The following is a 22,143-nucleotide window of genomic DNA, read 5'->3' on the forward strand; positions in this document are numbered from 1 at the left end:
ATACATAAAAACAAGAGTAAAAGAACAACCGCCGAAGCAACCGCGCATGATGTTGATTGAAAAACGAATCATCTCATACGCCGGAATACGCGCGTTGCCATACGCCGGGTGAGGAACACGCTGGTACGGCAGCGCGAACACGCTGTCCATCTCTTCGGTGGAAAGCGGAATCGCTGGCGGGTTGACCCAGATATAGCGGTCGCCATGTTTTTGCATCAGCGCACGCGCGCAGCCTGGGTTTGTTTCATGGTGCAGAATACGCGAGGCGTGCGCATACAGCACTTTATCACTTTTCACTTTCTCAAAAGACGGCAGCAGCACGTAGGTTTTTTCCCACGGCTTCGGACGCGGCGGCTGAACGGTGACGGTTTTGACTTCCGCTTTTTGCGGTTCAACCGGCTTGTTATCGGCACACGGCAAATCTTCGCCATACGGATGCGGAATCGGGTCGATTTTCCCCGGCGTATCTAAACGCGTGGAATCCACGCCAGCCCAGCCCGGCAGCGCTTCTTTTACGATAATCGCCGTATTACGCACATCGCGAATCTGCGAAATCAGTTCACCCTGCGCCAGACGATGCGCTACTTCCACCAGCGGACGCTCACCGTTACCGAACATCAGCATATCCGCTTTGGAATCGACCAGCACCGAACGGCGCACGGTGTCAGACCAGTAATCGTAGTGCGCGGTACGACGCAGGCTGGCTTCGATGCCGCCCAGAATTACCGGCACATCTTTCCACGCTTCTTTGCAGCGCTGGGTATAAACCAGCGTCGCGCGATCAGGGCGTTTTCCACCGACGTTATCCGGCGTGTAGGCATCGTCCTGACGCAGCTTACGGTCAGCCGTGTAGCGGTTGATCATCGAGTCCATGTTGCCTGCGGTCACGCCGAAAAAGAGGTTCGGCTTGCCCAGACGCATAAAGTCGTCTTTGCTGTTCCAGTCCGGCTGCGCGATGATGCCCACGCGAAAACCCTGCGCTTCCAGCATACGACCGCAAATCGCCATCCCAAAACTCGGATGATCTACGTACGCGTCTCCGGTAACCAAAATGATGTCGCAGCTATCCCAGCCAAGTTGATCCATCTCTTCACGGGACATTGGCAAAAACGGTGCCGGCCCAAAACAGGCGGCCCAATACTGCGGCCAGGAGAACAGGTCGCGATCCGGTTGGATCAGGGAGATAGAGCTCATTTTGCTTCCAAAAAGAAAAGTGGTAAAAAAATAATCAAAGGCCGGGGATTATACGCTGTATTCATGGGGGAAATGAAGGAGATTGTTGCCTGAGATACGACGGATAACGGTCAACTCATCCGTGAATCGCCCATCATGAATGGAAGTAACAACATACCCCGGCAAAGAATACTGTCAGCCCTGTGCAGTGGAATACCAGCAGTAACACTGGATGCGCCGAGCGCAGCCACTTCCCGGTAAGCAAAGCCGCAAAAAGCAGCGGAACCTGATACACCGGGAATGCCGTCCAAAACATCCCAGCCGTCTCTTTCTCGCCAATCCCCCATAAAACGGACGCAAACAGCATAGCAATGCCGATTTGAGGGGCTGCCACACGCAAAAACAGATCGCGAAAGTAAGACGATGAAATGGAGAGAATGAGCAGGATAACCAACTGCGCCAGATAAAAAATCTGGCTATTAACGGTTAGCATAATAATCATTGCAAATATCTGTGGGCCATCCATTTATCAATCCTTTAACTTAATGAACATGCATTGTGCGATACCGGTATAGAAACGCCGTACATCCCCAGAATCCCCCTGATAACCATCTTCTACTTTGCCTTCGCAACACAGCCCTGAATCGATATCGCGCAATGCACTTGAAGTTATTCCCTGGTTCGCAGCACCAACAAGCGCAGTACACAGTCGATCTTTCGTCATACCAGAGGCAAGAAGCATTTCTGGCTTCACGCCGCTTGTTATTGCGTCCGCGATATTTTTATCCGAGAAAGATATTTTTTGTTTCAGCATATCTTTTAGTACAAGTGGGAGGGTCTCGCGGTCGCCCTCTTCCTGCTTAATGGCCGCCAGTCGTAATGGCGTATAGTCATCCTCAGGTAACATGAAATGTTGCCAGTCGATGATATTGGCCGTTATCAATTCCTTAACTGTCGAAGCATCAGCAAAACGCACGATAAATTCCAGGAGCGTAATATTGTTACTGTGTTTTTTCATATCGTCATAACGAATAATAATATTCAGTATTGGGATATCATCATCACGCGCTTCCAGTAACGAGGGATTATCGGTTATCGCTGCCACTAACGCCTTGCTGTCGCCAATAAGTGCTAACATCTGCAAGCGATGTATCTGCATTTTGGGCTGCTGTTTTTGCCAAAAGAAACTTAACGTTTCGTGATCTCTGGTATTAATAATTTGTTCGTAAACATCTTCCGTTAAAAGCTCTGGCATGATTTCCAGCAATTTCTCACTGATTTCCCTTGCGGTCGCCAGAGAGCGTAGCCCCTGTTCATGCTGATATTTCAACTTACCATTCAGGTAAAAATACATCCAGTACAGTGGATTATGTTGATAGACCATCAAACGATGATTTCTCGCCTGTAAAGAGTCTCCGATTAACAAAGGGCTAAACTGATAAACCGCACGGGCATTCAGATGCGTGACGGCCATAAAAAATGGGTGCGAATCGCCACAACAGGAAAACGGTGTATCAACCCGCGTAATCAGTGCCTTCAACGTCATATCTGAAACGTCAGGCGTCAGTACCGCTTGTGTGAGTATGTGTTTTAGCTGGGCATTATCATGAATGCTATTCAGCACAATTACGCCTTCCCGTTCAGCACAATCAATAAGGCGTAAGATTTGTTTTTTCTCCCAGCCATGCACGACCTCACGCGTCAGGTAATTGACAGGTTCAAGATATCCCCAAACCGCAACAAAAAGGAGATGGCATGGAAAGCATAGATATTTGAAATGCCGACGCCCAATAAGAGCAAAAGACAGTGAGACAAACTGGCTAATAAGCGCAAAGAAGATGAGACTTTCGTCAATATTAAGCCAGTAAAAAAGTAATGAACCTGCACTGACCAGGAAAATTTGCGGCAACAACAGCCACAGAAAAATCTCCCGTACACGAGGATGTTTTATCGCAAAACCAAGTAGTATGAGCGCCATAATATCGGCAATAGCCAGCGGCCATAACCAAATTGCGAACGCGAATTCCCGCCCCATTATGCTTTTTCCTTAAAGCTCAGGTTACGAGTACTGACCACATGCCCGCCGTCCATTTGCTATTCATTCCTGCACTGTTCATGTAACGAGTTAAGCGTCACCTCGCGGGCAACGGCGCCTTCCGGATAAACACGGTCAACCATGGCAAACAGCGCGTCACAGGTTAAACCCGCACGGTGATAAGCGTTGATCAATGCAGGATTCTCTTCTCCTGTAATGAAATTTACCATTTGCGCTTCCGGTAATGGGGCCTTTTGTTTCTGGATCTGCTGCAATGCCGTCACTAAAACCTCCGGCGTGCCGGGGTCTTCGGCCGACTGGGACAGCAGCTTTTCCAGCGCGTCGCGATCGTCAATATCTTCCAGTTCACTAAAATCGCCGTGCTTTGTTCGCTCCAGCAGGGCAATTCTGCTTTTTTCCTGCCACCCCGGAATGAAACCGCGCCATAAACCCGGCATCACTATCTGCATGCTCCCCAGAAACAGCAGATGGCATAGCAGCCAGACTAACCACACTCGCTTCATCCAGAAGCCCAGCACAAGCGCCGGGAGCACGCCGACACAAAGATAGATTGGCACAGCAATAAACAACGCAAGCCAGGCGCCGCTCAACTGGTCAAAATAATCCAGCGCGAACAATAACCCACCTACTACCGCCCACTGAGGAAGCATCACCCACAGCAGCATCTGTCGACAGCGCTGGTAAAAGAAGGCCAGTATCAGCAGCAACGTTGAAACGTAGCTGTATAACCACGGCAAAGGGCCTAATTCCCAATACCAGCCCTCATCGCAATTCAATGCTGACCACAAAACAGGATGAGAAACCGCTATCAACCCTAACATCGCGAACAGCATAAACAGGTGACATAACGCCCCTGCATATTTGCGACGTCCAACTACAAACCAACCTAGCGCTCCCCCGGCCAGTAAACTGCCTGGCAGAATTTCGCCCATGATGAGATCCCGGGCTTCATGCTCCCCGTTGCTTATCAGAGACGTCGCCGCCAGGAGGATAAAAAGTAAGAGAATGACCGCGAGCTGCGGGAAGATCACCTGAAAGAAAAGGGTTTTGTAATGTGCCTTAAAGAGTGCCGCAACGAGCGATATCAGAAAAAAAAGGCCGTAAACCCACAGCAATACCGGTAAAGAATCCATGTGCTAACCCCAGAACGCAATCCTTGCTTTTGCTCTACGATAGCGTTTTTTTCTTTGTCTGGGCAGCAGGTCAAATTCTGAATTATGGCGACAAAACAACAGCGCCAGGCATTGCCCGGCGCTGATTCCCTGCATCCCGCGTTACGGTGCGGGGTTTACCAGAATTTGCCCAATCGAGCCGCGATCGGCCAGCTCCAGCGTTTGGCTGGAATACTGGAACGGGAAGTGCGGCCAGGACGGCTGGTTGTAGTAGACCAGCAGTTCAATTTGCCCATCCACCCACACGGTATCTTTCCAGCCTCTGTCTTCCGGAAACGGCATTGCGCCGTTAACGTTGCGGATCAGGAACATGACGCCTTCAATATGGAACGACTGCGGCTCATCCGCGCGTACCGTCCAGCGCTCCCAGGTTCCCTGCTGCGCGGTAATATCAATACGCTGCGGGTCCCACAACTGGCCGTTGATGCCAGGATCATCGCCCAGTGCAATATCGCGGCTGCGCAGCGGCGTGCCGGTCATGATCTCGGAGGAAAGCAGGCGCATAGGCAGGTTATCCGTCACCAGCGGCAGCAGGCCGGTCGGTTTCAGGGTGAGCACCAGCGTAGAGATCAGAATACTCGACGGCTCAAAGAAACCACGCAGGCGATCCATGATGCTTGCCGCTTCCCCACAGGTGATGGAGACTTCATCACCATTGGTCATATCGACCAGAATTTCACGTCGTTCACCCGGCGCGAGCGACAGCTGCTTGACCGAAACAGGCGCAGGCAGGAAGCCCTGGTCGCCGGAGATCACGTGCAGCGCGCGGCCATCGCTCATCTGCAACTGATAGCGGCGTGAGTTAGAGGCGTTCAGCAGGCGCAGACGCACCCATCCGCGTGATACTTCGACATACGGGCTTTGCGCGCCGTTCACCAGCAGCGTGTCGCCAACGAAGCCACCGCTGCCGGGTTCGCTGTATTCCGGCGTGCCGAAATTATCCAGACGCTTGTCCTGAATGATCACCGGGAAGTCGTCCACGCCGTAGTGGTTTGGAATAGGTAAAGACTTACTGACTTCATCTTCAATCAGCCACATTCCGGCCAGGCCGTTGTAGACCTGCTGAGCCATATGGTTTGGCGTATTGGCCTGATACCAGAGCGTTGCGGCGGACTGACGAATCGGCAGCACCGGCGCCCAGTCGGCGTTTGGCGACATCATGCGCGCCGCACCGCCAATCAGCGGGCCAGGAACCTGCAAACCGCGCACGGTCATGGCGACGTTTTCCGTCAGGCGGTTGCTGTAAATCAGTTTGACGTCATCACCGTTCCACACGCGGATAGTCGGCCCCAGGTAGCGACCATTGATGCCCCAGACAGGCGCGCGCGTGCCCTGAGAGAAGGACCAGTGAGAACGTTGTAAGGTAAGAAAGAGAGGCTGTCCGCGACGCGATTCCACCAGCGGCGGTATCGGCAGCTCAGGCTGTTTCCCTGCGGCATTTGCCCTCAGCGGCACTGCCCCTGCGCAGAACGCAACGCCCGATGCCTGAATAAACTGACGCCGACTGAGTGACATATAAACTCCATGAAAACTGATCAATCAAAAAGGGAATTCGTTTCCCGTAAGCCAGCACCGCGTTTTATGTTTGCCGCCGTGCTTTATTCGCCCGGCGGCGAGTGAGCCTGACCCGGTTTTATAGTTTTCCGTCAGACTCGCGCTGGGCGACTTCTTTATCTAATTCTTCAATCTTCGCCTGCATAACTTCACGGCAGTGTTTGGAAAGTTCGCGTACCTGGTCTTTACCCCATTTGCTGGTATCGATCGGCGGCAGCATTTCAACAATCACCAGCCCGTTGTTCAGGCGGTTAAGGTTAATCTTATCCGATGTATTGGAAACGCACACGGGAATAATCGGTACACCCGCCGCAATGGCGGCGTGAAACGCGCCGGTTTTAAACGGCAACAGGCCACGACCACGGCTACGCGTGCCTTCCGGGAACATCCAGAAAGAGATTTTGCGATTATTGAAGGCTTTCACCACTTCGGCGATGGTGCTGTGCGCTTTCGCACGATTATTACGATCAATCAGCAGGTTACCGGTGAGCCAGTAAAGCTGACCAAAGAATGGGATCCACACCAGGCTTTTTTTGCCCACGGTGACGGTCGGCGGCTGCACAATATTTGCCGCAGTAACCATGTCGTAGTTGTTCTGGTGGTTCGCAATGTAGATAGCATTCCCATAGCTTGCGGCATCCGCAGGCAGGCGGGTTTCAACTTTCAGACCAAACAGCGGGGCCATACGGCCAAACATATGGCCAAAAGTGGCAACGTGTTTTGGATTACGCGGACTAAACAGGCAATAGATACAGCCAAACACGCATACCAGGATGCAGTAAATGACCACGATGATGACACGAAAAATAAATAGCATAGCTACCTCTGAAGCCCTGACCGCTTAGAGTTATATATTGGTCAGGATTTGTGACTCGCAAACCCTCGTAAGGGCTATTCTTAATCGCAACGGCGTAATTAACAACGTTTTTACAGGAAAATGTGTGCGTTGTCGCCCTTGCCCCCTCACCCCGGCCCTCTCCCACAGGGAGAGGGTGAAAACCAACGCAGTTCTTAATGTCAGGCACATTCAGCCCCCTCTCCCTAAGGGAGAGAGTTAGGGTGAGGGGTAAGCTTTACTCCTCGCTCTCTCCCGCGCTCTGACGCAACGGAGAGTCGATATCGATACGGTCGATTTTCTGCAACCCACGCATCAGCGTACCGCGACGGCCACGTTCGCCCGTCACTTTTTGCAGCTCTTCCGGACGCAGTTTGATTTTGCGTTTTCCGACGTGCACGGTCAGCGTGGTCTGCGGCGGCAGCAGGTAAAGGTGCGCCAGACTATCTTCACCTTTCGCCGCTTCCGCTGACGGGATGTTGATAATCTTGTTACCCTTGCCTTTCGACAACTGCGGCAGGTCGCTTACCGGGAACATCAGCATGCGACCCGCGCTGGTGATCGCCAGCAGCATGTCAGACTCATCTTCTACAACCACTGGCGGCAGGACGTGCGCGTTTTCCGGCAGCGAGATCATCGCCTTACCCGCACGGTTACGCGCAACGAGATCGTTAAACGTACACAGGAAGCCGTAGCCCGCATCAGAGGCCATCAGCAGTTTCTGATCGTCGCACTCCATCAGCATATGCTCAACGGTCGCGCCCGGCGGGAGCGTCAGCTTACCGGTCAACGGTTCGCCCTGACCGCGCGCCGACGGCAGCGTGATAGGGTCGATGGCGTAGCTGCGGCCAGTGGTATCAACAAACACCACCGGCTGGTTGCTCTTACCTTTCACCGAGGCTTTCCAGCTGTCGCCCGCTTTATAGCTCAGCCCCTGCGCGTCGATGTCGTGACCTTTGGCGCTACGCACCCAGCCCATCTGCGACAATACAATGGTCACCGGCTCAGACGGCAGCATGTCGTGCTCGCTCATCGCCTTCGCTTCATCACGCTCGTGCAGCGGAGAACGACGATCGTCACCGAAGGTATCAGCATCCGCCTGAAGCTCTTTCTTCAGCAGGTTATTCATTTTGCGCTCGGACGCGAGAATCGCCTGCAGTTGATCGCGCTCTTTCGCCAGATCGTTTTGCTCACCACGAATCTTCACTTCTTCCAGCTTCGCGAGGTGGCGCAATTTCAACTCAAGGATGGCTTCCGCCTGCGTTTCGCTAATGCCGAAGCGCGACATCAGCGCCGGTTTCGGCTCATCCTCGGTGCGAATGATCTCAATGACTTCGTCAATATTGAGAAACGCCACCAGCAAACCTTCGAGGATATGCAGGCGCTTAAGGACTTTCTCCAGACGATAGTTCAGGCGACGACGCACGGTGTCACGACGGAACGCCAGCCATTCGGTGAGGATCTCCAGCAGGTTTTTCACCGCCGGGCGACCATCAAGGCCAATCATGTTCAGGTTAATGCGGTAGCTTTTTTCCAGATCGGTGGTTGCGAAGAGGTGATTCATCACCGGCTCCATATCCACACGGTTGGAACGCGGCACAATCACCAGACGCGTCGGGTTTTCGTGGTCCGACTCATCGCGCAGGTCATCGACCATCGGCAGCTTTTTGTTGCGCATCTGGGCGGCGATTTGCTCCAGCACTTTCGCGCCGGAAACCTGATGCGGCAGCGCAGTGATCACCACCGCGCCATCTTCTTTATTCCAGACCGCGCGCATACGCACAGAACCGCGCCCGTTCTGGTAAATTTTGCGGATTTCCGCGCGGGGTGTGATGATTTCCGCTTCGGTCGGATAGTCCGGCCCCTGCACGATATCCAGCACTTCATCCAGCGTGGTTTTCGGCTGTTCAATCAGTTTGATGGCGGCGTTAGCGACTTCGCGCAGGTTGTGCGGCGGAATATCCGTCGCCATACCCACCGCAATGCCGGTGGTACCGTTCAGCAGAATATTCGGCAGACGCGCAGGCAGCATTTTCGGCTCCTGCATTGTACCGTCAAAGTTCGGCACCCAGTCCGCCGTGCCTTGTCCCAGTTCGCTCAGCAACAGCTCGGCGTACTTCGACAAACGCGATTCGGTATAACGCATTGCCGCGAACGATTTCGGATCGTCCGGCGCCCCCCAGTTCCCCTGGCCGTCGACCAGCGGATAACGATAAGAGAATGGCTGCGCCATCAGCACCATTGCTTCATAGCAGGCGCTGTCGCCGTGCGGGTGATATTTACCTAACACGTCACCGACGGTACGCGCCGATTTTTTGAATTTGGCGCTGGCGTTCAGGCCCAGCTCAGACATCGCATAGACGATGCGGCGCTGCACCGGCTTCAGACCATCACCAATAAACGGCAACGCGCGATCCATGATGACGTACATGGAGTAGTTTAAGTAGGCGTTTTCCGTGAATTCATGTAGCGCAAGGCGCTCTGCCATATCGCTCATTAATGGGGGTTCCTCAAATCTGCATGCTGACCGTTCGGACGGCAATATTGCCGCAGATAATACCCTATCTCACGGGCTGAGTCACAAGTCCGTGAGTTGAGGCGAGGAAGGCGGTTTATTGTAGTGGCAGGTAAATATCCGTTTGCAGTTCGTGCCCGGCAACTTCATTGACAAAATTGTGATACTGGAAAAAGACCGGGAAATCGCGCGGGGTTTCACCGCTGCCAGGCAGCCAGTCGCGGAACAGATACCAGACGCTTTCGCCGACCGTATCCAGCGAGCCGTGATGGCGCACTACCGCGCAGCGTCCGCCAGGAATTTCGCTGTTTATTACACCGTGCGCGTTTTCAGGTACGGGGGTGTCTACGCTGCCGCAGATATCAAAACGGAATGCTTCCGGCGGCGTCGTTTGCGGGTCATCCCAGGCAATGCCAAATGTGTTGCTTTGTTCTATCGGTGACAGGCCAGTATCTCTGCGCCATAAAATAAACTTAGCCGCACTGTAGTTCACTAGTTCCGGGCTACAGCGATGTTGCAATAAAGCAACCTGGGTACGGGGAAAGTTGACGAGGGTAACATCCATATAGAGGCCTCAACATACATAAAAAATGCGCCAGCAGCTATGAAGCCGATGGCGCTTTAAGATTACGGTTTCAGTTTCTGAATCTGTTTGACGTCGATTTCAACCGAGTTCCAGTCTTTATCCACTTCGCCGCGAATTTCCACTTTATCCTGCGGGGTGACGGTCAGACCGTTCCAGCGTTTGTCGTCGATATCTACGTTGATGGTGCCGGTTTCATCTTTGAAGGTATAGAGATCGTCAGAGATACGCTCAACGATAGTCCCTTTCAGCGTAACCCAGGTGTCACCGCGCAGGGTTTTCGCATTGGCAACGGTGGTTACGGTACCATCCGGGCCAACGAAGCCGCCGCTTTGTGTTGACGTTGAATTTGGGCCGGAAAAACCGCCTTGAGTGTTAGCCAGAACCGGGGTAGCGATCAGTGCCAGGACGGCAGCCATTGCAGCAAGTTTCTTCATGATATTTTCTCCCTTAAATTTCATTACGAAAGCCATTAAACAGGATAATGCTTAACGACTTCTTAAGGTAAAAATATTCTTTTTTTTACTGTACAGCGCAGGTCTGATAAGGGTTTACTGGCTTTATTAAAGCAGAGTGGCAAGGAGAGCGTGATGCGAATTTTACTGGTAGAAGATGACAAACTGATTGGCGACGGGCTAAAAACCGGCCTTGGCAAAATGGGCTTTACGGTCGACTGGTTTACGCGGGGCGAAGAAGGGAAAGTAGCCCTCGACAGTGCGCCCTATGATGCAGTCATTCTCGACCTTACTCTGCCGGGCATTGATGGGCTGGATATTCTGCGCAGCTGGCGAGAAAAGTCGCATCATGAGCCAGTATTGATTCTTACTGCACGCGATGCGCTCAGCCAGCGTGTTGAAGGCTTACGCCTCGGTGCCGACGACTACTTATGTAAGCCCTTCGCGCTAATCGAAGTCGCCGCCCGACTGGAAGCCTTAATTCGCCGCGCGCATGGGCAGCCGAGCAATGAACTGCGTCACGGCGCGGTGACGCTCGATCCTGGCAAACTTACCGCCACGCTCAATGGCGAACCTCTGGCCCTTAAACCGAAAGAATTCGCCCTACTGGAGTTGCTGATGCGTAATAGCGGACGCGTGCTGCCACGCAAACTTATTGAAGAAAAGCTCTACAGCTGGGATGACGACGTCACCAGTAACGCTGTGGAAGTGCATGTACATCATCTGCGTCGCAAGCTGGGCAGCGAGTTTATCCGCACCGTACACGGCATCGGTTATACGCTGGGGGCGCAGTGAAACTGTTTCCCCGCCTCAGCCTGCGCGTTCGCCTGACGCTGCTGTTTATGCTACTTTCCGCCGCCGCATGGCTCTGCGCCAGCCTGGTGGCCTGGCATCAAACGACCAATAAGCTGGATAAGCTCTTCGATACCCAGCAAATGCTGTTCGCCAAGCGCATCAGCGCGATGGATTTTACCGACATTCGTAGCTCCCGGCAGTTTATCCGCGCGCCCAAAAAGGTCAAACACGGGCATCTTGATGACGATGTGCTGGCTTTCGCGGTGTACGCGATTGACGGCAGAATGGTGATGCACGATGGCGAAAATGGCCCCTTTATCCCATATAGCTATCGCCGGGAAGGATTTGACGACGGCAATCTGATCAATGATGACGATCGTTGGCGCTTTCTGTGGCTGACTACTGCCGATAAAAAATACCGCATCGTGGTCGGCCAGGAGTGGGAATACCGCGAAGAGATGGCGCTGGACATCATCACGTCGCAGCTTACGCCGTGGCTGGTTGCGCTGCCGGTGATGTTTTTACTGTTGATCCTGCTGCTTAGCAGCGAACTGCGGCCGCTGAAAAAATTAACGCTCACCCTACGCCGCCGCTCGCCAGAAGATGATACGCCACTCGATACGAAAGGCGTACCCAACGAGGTGCGCCCGCTGGTTGATGCTCTCAATCACCTTTTCCATCAAACCCATGAAATGATGATCCGCGAGCGACGGTTTACCTCCGACGCCGCTCACGAATTGCGTAGCCCCTTAACCGCGCTGAAAGTGCAGACTGAAGTGGCGCAGCTGTCACAAGATGATACCGACGCGCGCGAGAAAGCGTTGTCACAGCTACATGAAGGAATCGACCGCGCCACTCGCCTGGTGGAACAGTTGCTCACCCTCTCCCGTCTCGATTCACTGGATAATCTGGCCGACGTTCAGACTGTCCAGCTGGAGGAGTTGCTGCAATCTGCGGTGATGGATATTTATCACAGCGCCCAGCGTGCCGGAATCGAAGTACGCTTACACCTCAATGACATCAGCATTGCCCGCACCGCGCAGCCCCTGCTGCTCAGCCTGCTGGTGCGTAATCTGCTGGATAACGCCGTACGCTACAGTCCATCGGGCAGCGTTATCGATGTAACGCTGGAACAAAACGGTTTTACCGTGCGTGACAACGGTCCGGGCGTGTCGCCGGAAGCGCTGGCGCGAATGGGCGAGCGTTTTTATCGCCCGCCAGGGCAAGAGCAAACAGGCAGCGGGCTGGGATTGTCAATTGTGCGGCGCATTGCGTCTCTCCACGGTATGACGGTGAATTTCGGCAATATTCCTGAAGGCGGATTTGAAGCGCGGGTGCGTTGGTAGCGAGATTATTGCTCATACAGCAAAAGACTTTGCACATTTTGCTCATATTCACGCTTCGTCATGAGGGGTATTATAACGGCCAAACGCTTTATACCGAGGACGAAAAATGAGCAACATCTTGATTATTAACGGCGGAAAAAAATTCGGCCACTCTAACGGTCAACTGAACGACACCATGACCGAGGTCGCGGAAAGCTTCCTGCGCGACGCCGGGCATGAAGTTAAAGTTGTGCGCGCCGACAGCGATTATGACGTGAAAGCCGAAGTACAAAACTTCCTGTGGGCCGACTCCGTAATCTGGCAGATGCCAGGCTGGTGGATGGGCGCACCGTGGACCGTGAAAAAATATATTGATGACGTGTTCACCGAAGGCCACGGCGCACTGTATGCCAGCGATGGCCGTACACGTTCCGACGCCAGCAAAAAATATGGCTCCGGCGGTCTGATTCAGGGCAAAACCTATATGCTTTCCCTGACCTGGAACGCACCGATGGAAGCGTTCACCGATAAAGAACAGTTCTTCCACGGCGTGGGCGTAGACGGTGTCTATCTGCCGTTCCACAAAGCCAACCAGTTCCTGGGAATGGAAGCGCTGCCAACCTTTATTGCCAACGACGTCATCAAAATGCCTGACGTTCCGCGTTATATTGCAGAATACCGCGAGCATCTTGGTAAAATTTTTGCTTAACTGGGAAGCTGGATTAAGAAGGAGTTTACTATGTTGACAGTTATTGCAGAGATCCGTACTCGTCCGGGCCAACACCACCGTCAGGCGGTTCTGGATCAGTTCGCGAAAATCATCCCGACCGTTTTGCAGGAAGAAGGCTGCCACGGCTACGCGCCGATGGTTGACCATGCGGCGGGCGTGAGCTTCCAGACCACGTCACCCGACTCTATCGTGATGATTGAGCAGTGGGAAAGCATCGCGCATCTTGAAGCGCATCTGCAAACGCCGCACATGAAGGCCTACAGCGAAGCGGTGAAAAACGACGTGCTGGATATGTCTATTCGTATCCTGGAAGCGGGCGTTTAAGCTTTAGTCTGAATGTAGTGCCGGGTGGCGCGTACGCTTACCCGGCCTACAAAGGATTGCCAGCTAATCCAGGTCCGGTAAACGCAGCGCCACCGGGCAATACCTCACCAGTACAATTTCCAGCTCTGTGTCATCCGCACCAGCGCTTCAACGTAGAAATAATCCCCCCAGCTACTGCACTCATCCACGCCCTTATTCCCGGATAAATGGTAGACCGAGTGTTTCAGCAGGCCATTACCCGGCTCGTCTAACCCCGTCAGATAATGCTTCGTCAGCGACGACATCATCCCCATCGCCCATTGCTGGTAGCGCGCACGATCCGGATCGGTAACCGGCAGAGATTTCACCAGTTCAAGTAGTCCACACACCGCAATCGCTGCCGAAGAGGAATCACGTAGCGCATCAGTTCCCTGTAATGCCAGATCCCAGTGGCATACTGCATCTTCCGGCAGACGATTAAGAAAATAGTTCGCCAGCTTTTTCGACAGGCTAATCAGTTGCTTGTCGCCGGTGTAGAGGTAACTCAGCATAAAACCATAGATGCCCCACGCCTGCCCGCGCGACCAGCAGGAGTCATCCGCATAGCCCTGCTGCGTATTGCCAAAGCGCGGCGCCCCGGTCTGCACATCCATATAGTAGGTGTGATAGGTCGATGCGTCGTCGCGCACCAGATACTTCGCCGACTGGCGCACATGCGCTTTTGCCGCCTCGGCAAAACGCGGATCGCCGGTTTGTTCACTGGCCCAGTAAAGCAGCGGCAGATTCATGGTGCAGTCAATGATCATGCGACCGGCCTGCGCGGGATCCCTGAGATCGCCCCATGCCTGAATGATCTCCGCCTTGCGATGAAAACGCTCCAGCAGCGCTTCGGCGGCCAGCAGGGAGAAACCACGAGCATCGCGATTGCCCGTCAAACGCCAGGCGGCAACGCAGGAGAGCGTATACAAAAAGCCAAGGTCGTGCGTGTTGGTATCGTGTCGCCCGGCAATACGCAGGCCAAACGAGCGCACATGTTTTTCCGCTAATGCGCGGAAAGTCTCATCATCGCTCATCTCCCAGGCAAGCCACAGTTGGCCGGTCCAGAAACTGGTGGTCCATTCGACATTTTCCTTCAGTGGATAAAACCCTTTTTCGCAGGTTTCTGCCGGAAACTTTTCACCAAATTCAGCCATATGGCGGCGAATCAGCGTCAGAACGTGCTGTCGCGCAGCACCCATCTCATCGTTAAACGCGTCCATACTCACCGGCGCGCCCGGGAATTCCGGTAATGTTTCCTCAATGACGGAATTGTGCATTTTCATGTCCTTATTACTCTTCGGTTCAGGATTATTTAGCCGCATTATTTTCAGCCACATTCAGCGCCGCAGGGCGGTGACGTTGGGTGCGACAGGCGGATAAGGTAAATGCCGAGATAACAGTAAACAGCAGGGCGATTGATCCCATCAGGATGTACGTTTTTTCAAAACCAATACGGTCATAAAGAATGCCCGCAGGTGAGGAGACCACGACATTACCGACATATAACATCGCCTGGTAACCCAGCAGGTACATGGTCGCATTCACGCGTTTATCGAAATGTTCGGCGATATATTTAAATACCGATACCAGCAGCAAACAGATCTCCAGTCCATACAGCGGCTTCAGTACGGAAATAAGCAGATGTGAATCACACAGCCCGGAAATAATCAAACGCGCGCCGACCACGGCCCCGACGATTAACAGCCCGCGTTTGGCACCGATATAATTCACCACCAGCGGAATAAACATATACATCACGAATTCAATGCCGGACTGCACGGTACCAAGATAGCCAAACAGCGCATTGCCCTGATGAACATCCTCGAAGAAAGTGACGAAATAGCGCGAGAACTGCTGCTCGGCGATAAACATCATCCACGCCACGCCGGCGACATACATGCAGAAGGCCCAGAATTTACCGCTTCGCAGCAGGGCATAGACATCAACCAGGGCGATTTTCTCTTTGGTCAATACCTCGCCGGCATAAACAGAGTTAGTGTTCACTTTCAGGCTGATAAGCACGACCAGCATGATAATTGACGTCACGCTGCCCATGATGAAGTTATAAGCCGGCGAAAGGTTAAACAGCAGGCCTGAGAAAGAGGACGCTACAGCCCAGCCGAGCGATCCCCACATACGGATTTGGCCGAACTCCATACCGTTTAAGCGACTGTAACGATCTGCATACGATTCACAGGCCGCCACGCCCGCATACCAGGCGAAGCTCAGATAAATCGCACCGACGATAATCCCCAGCATTGTGTGTGACAGCAGCAGCGGTTGATAGACATAAATAAAAAATGGCGCCATCAGAGCCGATACGGCTACGACAAAATAGAGCAGGCATTTACTCATCCCTATTTTATCGAGAATATATCCGTAAATCGGTTTTAGGATGACAGCAAAGATGCCATTCACCGCAAAAACTGTACCAATCACTGTCCCGCTTAAATTAGCTTTTTGCCCTAACCAGATAGCAAATAACCCAATACTGGCGGACCAGGTAAAAAAGTAGAGAAAAATAAAGGTACTTATTTTGTAATATTCAAGCCTGTTTTGAGACGATAACTTTTCCATACCATCCTCGACGAAAGCATGTAGGGTCAACAGAGAGTATTCCGGGCTTGTGCCCGGAAAATTAAAAACTCAGAGAAGCATATTGTTTGTCTGATTCACCAATAACTCTGAGCGTATTCTTTTCAATAACCAGCCGTGGCGGCTGTTGATATTTTTTCGTCACGTCGCCGCTGGCAGCCACCGCGCAGCAGAGCCAGTGTTCACCCGGCGTCAGGTCGATGGTGAGTAACGGAATCGACGCACATTCGGCAAACATCACACTGCTGTTTGGCGGCGTCACGACCGCATCACCCTGCCGTGTAAGCGTTGGTGAGAGATCGGCAATCACGCTGACACCATTGCGCGCGTTAATCTGACACCGGCCTTCACCCTGCTGCGCATCGGCCTTCATCACCGCGAAACCGCCTTCGGCACTTTGCAAATAACGAGCAGTATCAACATGATGTAATCGCACGTGCCACTCACCCGCCGGGATAAGCCAGGTGGTGACGTGCACGTCTTGCCAGGGCGACCAGCGTGAAACAATGGCATTCCCCTGTATCTCGACGCTTTCACATTCCCGACGCCCGCGCCAGTGGTTATCGTTCTCGGCAAGCAGCAGCATGGAGTCGCTGGCCGCGTGTTTAATGCCGTAACGCCCACGTTCGATGGTGAAACCAAAGTGGCTGGAGTAGGCAAATTTGGTGTACTTGGCGTCCGTATTCACATAGTTGTTCAGTTCAAGCTGGCCGGAGGTGAGCATCACAACATGCTGTGAATGTTCACTGTGTTGCAAAACCTGCTGCGCAGGCGCAATGACATGAACCTCCTCCAGCGTGGGCAATGGCAGTTCTTCCGCCAGCCAGAACGGGTGGTCTGCCGGAAGCGCCAGAATCAAAAAGACCTTCAGCGCCCAGTATGGCGAACCCGGCGAGTTGTAATCCTCACACATCGCCAGATTCGGATAGGCGAAACCAAGGGTCAGAATACCGTCGCGATCGAAAATCGGTTTTTCCAGCCACCAGCGCAAATGACGCAAAATGATGCCTTTCACCACGCCCGGAGAGAAGACGTCCAGCCCGGCGAATGCTACGCCGCTCCAGAAGGCAACCATCGCAAAGCGGTAGGTCAGGCTGCGGCCAAACGGTACGGAGGCGCCATCGGCGGCGGTGAGATAGATAAAGTCGCGAGCAAACAGCGTGGCGCGTTCGCGGATGGTCGCCGCGCGCTGCGAATCGTCGCTGCCGTTCAGGGTCGCGTAGATCAAGCCATAAAAATGAAAGGCCATTGAGATGTAATAATCTTTAGGCCGCCCCGGACCATCGGAATACCAGCCATCGCCCAGATAGTAAGCTTCCATCATCGCAAAACGTTGGTCGATCGCTTGACGATCGTACGGCAATCCGGCGCGTTTAAAGCCCAATTGCACCATGATGGCGAAGTAGTTCCAGTTGCTGTCCGGCATTTGTGAATCAGTGATTTGATCCAGCCAGCGGTGCAGATTATTCAGCTCAGCGGCGCTGAAATGATCGGTGAAGCGGCCCTGTAACAGCGCCAGCCCAAGGCCATAGGCCGCCATCTCGACCAGACGCTGATCGTAGGGTCCCGTTTCGCCCCAATACCCTGGGCTGTGTGGATCGGTGCCTGTCTTGATGGCGGTGAAATATTTATCGCAGAAGGGTACCTCTGCTCCGCCCGCCAACAGCGGGAACAAGCCCCACAACGCGCGTGACAGCCCTTCCATTTCGGCAATATCCACACTGTAATGCGCACAGGTATCGCCCAACGAGAATTGCGCCGCACCGGCGGGAAACTGTTTATCCAGCGCGCTCAACATGCCTGTGAGCGCGGTCACCACCTCTTCACGTGAAGACAATGAATTTGATTTTTCCATCTCCGCCAGAACCCTCTGCTTAGCCATCCTCGAAAGTGGCTCAAGCATAGAGAATCGGACAGGGCGTGAAATGTTAACCCGGTCACAACTGATATGATTAAATAAACCGCAGCTTGATAAAATTTAAAACGGTGGTTTAGTGGGGGAATTAATAACGTAAAAATTTAATTCTGTTGCTATGAGTACATCATTAAATGCGGAACGTCTGGAGCTGATCACGCTGAAGGATAAGGTAGCGTCATTCAGCCGCCTGTACGCTAACAGCGTGCGCTACCACCACTGGCATCAGTGTCTGGAAGTGCTGTACGTTGAAGAAGGATTCGGCGTGGTGATTGTCGATAATCGCCAGTACACCATGCGCCCGGGGCGGCTGTTTTTCTTCCCGCCGTTTACGCTGCACAAAGTGATGGTGGATGAAGAAGCACAGGACACCTACCGGCGCACGATTATTCATCTCGATCAGCATGCGATTATTCGCCTGCTTCGCGACTTTCCCGACGCGAGAAGCCGTCTGCAAATGCTGTCTCAACGCGCAGCCCCGGCCTTTGTTGCCGACCTTGCCGACGCACATCCTCATATCGATTATCTGTTTACACTTTACGCCCGTCTTGCCGCTTCCGGGCTCAGCGCGGAGCATATTGCCAGCCTGCTGATGGCGTTGCTTCACATGCTGCCACCCGCGCAGGAAAAAATGCCAGAGGATAACCACGGTATCGCCAGCCCGGTGATGTTCTGGATAGAAGAAAACTATCGGCAAAAATTCAGCCTCGATAAGCTGGCGCAGGATCTCGGTAAATCGCGCAGCTATCTTTCACGGCGCTTTCACATTGAGACCGGGGAATATATCCATAACTATTTGAATACGATAAGACTGCGGCGAGCCTGCGAATTATTGCTGCATAGCGCGATGAGCGTGGCGGAAGTGGCAAGCCAGGTCGGATTTGCCGATACCACATGGTTTATCAGCTCGTTTAAGAAAGGGATTGGCGAAACGCCGTTACAGTATCGGAAAAATCATCGCGCGGGTTAACCGTCATGGAGGCGCAGGTGGCCTCCATGACGTCAGGCTTTTACAGGAACAGCGACGGCAGCCACAGCGACAGCGCCGGGATATAGGTCACCAGAATCAGCACCACAAACAGCGCGAAATAGAACGGCAGCATCGCTTTCACTACCTGCTCTATCTTCAGCCCACTCACCGCGCTCGCGACAAACAGCACAGAGCCCACCGGCGGCGTAATCAGGCCAATTCCCAGGTTGGTCATCATGATGATGCCGAAGTGCATCGGGTTTATCCCCAACTGCATCACCACCGGCAGCAGAATCGGCGTGAGGATAAGGATCAGCGGCGCCATATCCATCAGGAAGCCCAGCAGCAGCAACATCACGTTGATAATCATCAGGATGATGTATTTGTTATCCGACAGAGACAACAGCGCGGAGGAGATCTGGCTCGGTAAATCCACCAGCATCATCACCGAACCGAAGGCTGCCGCAAAGGCTATCAGCACCATCACCATGGTGACGGTTTTAATGGTGCGGTGAATCAGCTTCGGAAAGTCGCGGAATTTATATTCGCGATAGATAAAGAAGGTGACGAACATCGCCCAGATACAGGCGATGGCCCCCGATTCCGTCGGCGTGAAGAAGCCGGAAAGGATGCCGCCTGAGATGATCACGATGGTAATCAGACCCCAGATGGCATCCAGCGCAATTTTCAGTTTGCGCCGCAGCTCTATTTTCGCCTCTTTCGGATAATTATTGCGTCGGGCGGAGATCAAACACAGCACAATCAATGTGCCACACAGAACGAAAGTGGGAACAATCCCCGCCAGGAACATACCGGGAATGGTGACCGCCGCGGTATTAGCAACAATCGCAAACAGCACCGAGTTATGGCTAGGCGGCACCAGAATTGCCTGCACCGAGGCGCTCGCAGTGAGCACCGCGCCAAAAGTACGCGGGTAACCTTTGCGCTCCATTTCAGGAATCAATACCGAGCCAATTGAAGCGGTATCGGCAACCGACGAGCCAGAAATGGCACCAAACAGCGTGGAGGCCAGAATGTTCACCAGCGCCAGTCCACCGCGGATCCAGCCGACAAATAACCCGGCAAAATCCACCAACCGTCTTGCCATACCGCCTTCCGCCATGATTGCGCCCGCGAACACAAAGAACGGGATCGTTAGCAGGTTGACGTTATCGGTACTGTGGAAAATGGTGATGATTAAGCCATCCAGAGAGAAATCCGCCATCACCGTGACCACCACTGCGGTCAGGCCGACCGCATAGGCCACCGGCATGCCTATAGCCATCAGCACAACAAACGTCACCACAAAAACAAGCAGCGTCATGTCCATATTATGAATTCCTTAATAGCCCACTTTCGGCGAGCCAAATTGCACCAGTTCCCGACGCGTTTGCGGGCCAAAAAGTAATTTTTCAACGACAAACAGCAGCGTAAAGAACGACCCTAAAGGAACGGGAAGATGGGTGATTCCGGAGGTCAGAAAAGGCAGTGAGGGAATGACATCTTCCCAGGCGTCCTGACAGCCAACAATGCCCCATTTGACAATAAAAATGCAGGTTGCCAGCATGGCGAGATCCACGAACAGCGCGATCCCTTTTTGCGCCGCTGCAGGAATGCGATCGACCAGCATGGTGATGGCAATATGTCCGCCAGCCCGATAGGCCGCTGCTGCGCCAACGAAGGAGAAGGTGATCATGCAAATTTGCGACAGCGGTTCAGGCCAACTGGTTGACGCGCGGGGCATAAAGTCCAGCCACGCGGGAAGGTCCGGGCGAAACCGGGCGTAAATACCGATCAAATAAATAAACGTCATAAATAACAAGCTAAAACCGGACAGCCAGATACAGACCCGGTAGACATAATCCATGGCCAGGATATAGGTATTTTTCATTTTATGCTCCTGTAACGACCGGGCCAGAATAAGCCAGCCCGGCACATCGGATTCTTATTTTGTTTCCTGGATTTGCTGCATCAACGCACTAAACTGTTTGCCATATTTTTCACGGACTGGCGCAGTTGCGTCGATAAAGGGTTTTTTATCCACCTTAATGAATTGCACGCCCTGCTCTTGTAATTTTCTGGTTGATTTTTCTACATACTGCGCCCACAGAACGCGTTCTTCTGCCTGCGCTTCTTTCGCCAGTTTTAAGATCAGCGCCTGATCTTCAGCAGAGAGTTTGGCCCATTTTTTCTTTGAGAAGACGAACACTTCTGGAATCATAAAGTGCTCAGTCATATCAAAGTATTTAGTGCCGGCCACCACATAGTTTTCGGTATCAAACGTCGGTTCATTGTTTTCTGCTGCGTCGATAACACCGGTTTGCAGACTGGCAAAAACGTCGCCTACCGGAATGACGACCGGGTTTGCACCCATCGCTTTAAAGGAATCCAGGCCGATCGGGTTGTTTTGCAGGCGGATTTTCACGCCTTTCAGATCGTCGAGATTATTCACCGGTTTTTTGGTAATCAGACTACGTGAGCCCGCGTCCATCCAGCCGAGGAACACCAGGCCCAGGTTGCTGTCGGTGACTTTCTGCCCCAGTTGTTCGCCTACCTGACCATCCAGAACATGATGGAGATGATCGAGGTCGCGGAAAACAAACGGCATATTAAAGACGCTCACTTCCGGCAAAATACCGCCCACGGGTGCCATTGATACACGCAGAATATCAATCGCCCCTGCGCGCGCTTTTTCAATGGTGGCGCCTTCATCCCCCATCTGCCCATTGGGGAACATTTTTATCGCTAAACGCCCGTCCGTTTGCGCACTCAGTTTTTCGCCCATATGAATCACCGCCGCCGTGGTGGGGTAATCCGCAGGATGAACATCCGAGGCGATAAAGACGGTTTTTGCCAAAGCCATCGAAGAGGTAACCAGCAGGGATAACGCTAATAACCCGGTGGTGAGTTTCTTATTTCCCATTGTGTGCTCCATGCGTTGTATTTAATTAATAAATATATTCACAAAGATTATTTATTCATAAATAACGTTCGCACGTACTATGCAAAAAGGCGAAAAGCCAATCCGTGACAGGACGCAATAAAAAAAGAAAATAGCTTTTCAGAAAAATAAAAAGCACGTATTGTTATTAGCATTGTAAATATTAATAATTGAATATATCTTTAAG

19 protein-coding genes and 1 pseudogene are annotated in these 22,143 nt (G+C 52.8%); 5 read left to right on the forward strand and 15 right to left on the reverse strand.

The window, feature by feature from the left end:
• From F0Q32_RS15955 to F0Q32_RS15995, 9 genes and pseudogenes are all read right to left on the reverse strand, one after another.
• On the reverse strand, positions 1-1,194 hold a 1,194-nt coding region (locus tag F0Q32_RS15955), incomplete at its 3' end, for a YgiQ family radical SAM protein (protein WP_149463852.1).
• A gap of 133 nt (positions 1,195-1,327) precedes the next feature.
• Complete coding sequence (locus F0Q32_RS15960) at positions 1,328-1,699, reverse strand: hypothetical protein (protein ID WP_149463853.1); 372 nt, start codon at positions 1,697-1,699, stop codon at positions 1,328-1,330.
• A gap of 3 nt (positions 1,700-1,702) precedes the next feature.
• Complete coding sequence (locus F0Q32_RS26185) at positions 1,703-3,208, reverse strand: hypothetical protein (RefSeq protein WP_188016874.1); 1,506 nt, start codon at positions 3,206-3,208, stop codon at positions 1,703-1,705.
• Positions 3,209-3,267: 59 nt separating this feature from the next.
• Positions 3,268-4,362 carry a hypothetical protein gene (locus F0Q32_RS15970; protein ID WP_149463854.1) on the reverse strand — a complete coding sequence of 365 codons (1,095 nt, stop codon included), beginning with the start codon at positions 4,360-4,362 and terminating at the stop codon, positions 3,268-3,270.
• Between the two features lie 141 nt (positions 4,363-4,503).
• Positions 4,504-5,916 (reverse strand): cell division protein FtsP, encoded by a 1,413-nt coding sequence (ftsP, locus tag F0Q32_RS15975; protein ID WP_149463855.1) that lies wholly within the window; start codon positions 5,914-5,916, stop codon positions 4,504-4,506.
• Between the two features lie 118 nt (positions 5,917-6,034).
• On the reverse strand, positions 6,035-6,772 hold the full coding sequence (gene plsC / locus F0Q32_RS15980) for a 1-acylglycerol-3-phosphate O-acyltransferase (protein WP_149463856.1): 738 nt from the start codon (positions 6,770-6,772) through the stop codon (positions 6,035-6,037).
• Positions 6,773-7,028: 256 nt separating this feature from the next.
• Positions 7,029-9,287, reverse strand: a complete 2,259-nt coding sequence (gene parC, locus F0Q32_RS15985; RefSeq protein ID WP_149463857.1) for a DNA topoisomerase IV subunit A — start codon at positions 9,285-9,287, stop codon at positions 7,029-7,031.
• A gap of 115 nt (positions 9,288-9,402) precedes the next feature.
• Positions 9,403-9,870 (reverse strand): annotated as a pseudogene (locus F0Q32_RS15990) (GyrI-like domain-containing protein); the annotation flags it as partial.
• 62 nt (positions 9,871-9,932) lie between these two features.
• The gene (locus F0Q32_RS15995; protein WP_149463859.1) at positions 9,933-10,325 is read right to left on the reverse strand and encodes a YgiW/YdeI family stress tolerance OB fold protein; all 393 of its coding nucleotides are present in this window, start codon (positions 10,323-10,325) and stop codon (positions 9,933-9,935) included.
• A gap of 153 nt (positions 10,326-10,478) precedes the next feature.
• On the opposite strand from F0Q32_RS15995, the gene qseB reads away from it, so the two are divergent.
• The 4 genes from qseB (at position 10,479) to F0Q32_RS16015 (ending at position 13,517) form a co-directional block, all read left to right on the forward strand.
• Positions 10,479-11,138: a quorum sensing response regulator transcription factor QseB gene (gene qseB / locus F0Q32_RS16000; protein ID WP_149463860.1), complete on the forward strand. Its 660-nt coding sequence runs from the start codon at positions 10,479-10,481 to the stop codon at positions 11,136-11,138.
• Complete coding sequence (gene qseC / locus F0Q32_RS16005) at positions 11,135-12,484, forward strand: quorum sensing histidine kinase QseC (RefSeq protein ID WP_149463861.1); 1,350 nt, start codon at positions 11,135-11,137, stop codon at positions 12,482-12,484. The genes qseB and qseC overlap by 4 nt, the downstream gene beginning before the upstream one ends.
• Before the next feature lie 106 nt (positions 12,485-12,590).
• The gene (locus F0Q32_RS16010; RefSeq protein WP_149463862.1) at positions 12,591-13,172 is read left to right on the forward strand and encodes an NAD(P)H-dependent oxidoreductase; all 582 of its coding nucleotides are present in this window, start codon (positions 12,591-12,593) and stop codon (positions 13,170-13,172) included.
• Between the two features lie 30 nt (positions 13,173-13,202).
• Positions 13,203-13,517 carry a putative quinol monooxygenase gene (locus F0Q32_RS16015; RefSeq protein ID WP_015962980.1) on the forward strand — a complete coding sequence of 105 codons (315 nt, stop codon included), beginning with the start codon at positions 13,203-13,205 and terminating at the stop codon, positions 13,515-13,517.
• A 104-nt stretch (positions 13,518-13,621) separates the two neighbouring features.
• On the opposite strand, the gene F0Q32_RS16020 is transcribed toward F0Q32_RS16015, so the two are convergent.
• The 3 genes from F0Q32_RS16020 to F0Q32_RS16030 form a co-directional block, all read right to left on the reverse strand.
• The gene (locus F0Q32_RS16020; protein ID WP_149463863.1) at positions 13,622-14,812 is read right to left on the reverse strand and encodes a glycoside hydrolase family 88 protein; all 1,191 of its coding nucleotides are present in this window, start codon (positions 14,810-14,812) and stop codon (positions 13,622-13,624) included.
• 31 nt (positions 14,813-14,843) lie between these two features.
• Positions 14,844-16,112 (reverse strand): oligosaccharide MFS transporter, encoded by a 1,269-nt coding sequence (locus F0Q32_RS16025; RefSeq protein ID WP_149463864.1) that lies wholly within the window; start codon positions 16,110-16,112, stop codon positions 14,844-14,846.
• Between the two features lie 61 nt (positions 16,113-16,173).
• Positions 16,174-18,012: a DUF2264 domain-containing protein gene (locus F0Q32_RS16030; RefSeq protein WP_149463865.1), complete on the reverse strand. Its 1,839-nt coding sequence runs from the start codon at positions 18,010-18,012 to the stop codon at positions 16,174-16,176.
• Positions 18,013-18,163: 151 nt separating this feature from the next.
• On the opposite strand from F0Q32_RS16030, the gene F0Q32_RS16035 reads away from it, so the two are divergent.
• On the forward strand, positions 18,164-19,015 hold the full coding sequence (locus F0Q32_RS16035) for an AraC family transcriptional regulator (protein WP_149463866.1): 852 nt from the start codon (positions 18,164-18,166) through the stop codon (positions 19,013-19,015).
• Between the two features lie 40 nt (positions 19,016-19,055).
• Here the strand turns inward: F0Q32_RS16035 and F0Q32_RS16040 are convergent, their stop codons facing one another.
• From F0Q32_RS16040 to F0Q32_RS16050, 3 genes are read right to left on the reverse strand one after another with little or no spacing between them, the layout of a single operon-like run.
• Complete coding sequence (locus tag F0Q32_RS16040) at positions 19,056-20,345, reverse strand: TRAP transporter large permease (RefSeq protein ID WP_149463867.1); 1,290 nt, start codon at positions 20,343-20,345, stop codon at positions 19,056-19,058.
• Positions 20,346-20,357: 12 nt separating this feature from the next.
• Complete coding sequence (locus F0Q32_RS16045) at positions 20,358-20,906, reverse strand: TRAP transporter small permease (protein ID WP_149463868.1); 549 nt, start codon at positions 20,904-20,906, stop codon at positions 20,358-20,360.
• A gap of 54 nt (positions 20,907-20,960) precedes the next feature.
• The gene (locus F0Q32_RS16050) at positions 20,961-21,938 is read right to left on the reverse strand and encodes a TRAP transporter substrate-binding protein (protein ID WP_149463869.1); all 978 of its coding nucleotides are present in this window, start codon (positions 21,936-21,938) and stop codon (positions 20,961-20,963) included.
• Positions 21,939-22,143 lie beyond the last annotated feature (205 nt).

It is taken from the genome of Pseudocitrobacter sp. 73 (assembly GCF_008369545.1).
GTDB lineage: Bacteria > Pseudomonadota > Gammaproteobacteria > Enterobacterales > Enterobacteriaceae > Pseudocitrobacter > Pseudocitrobacter vendiensis.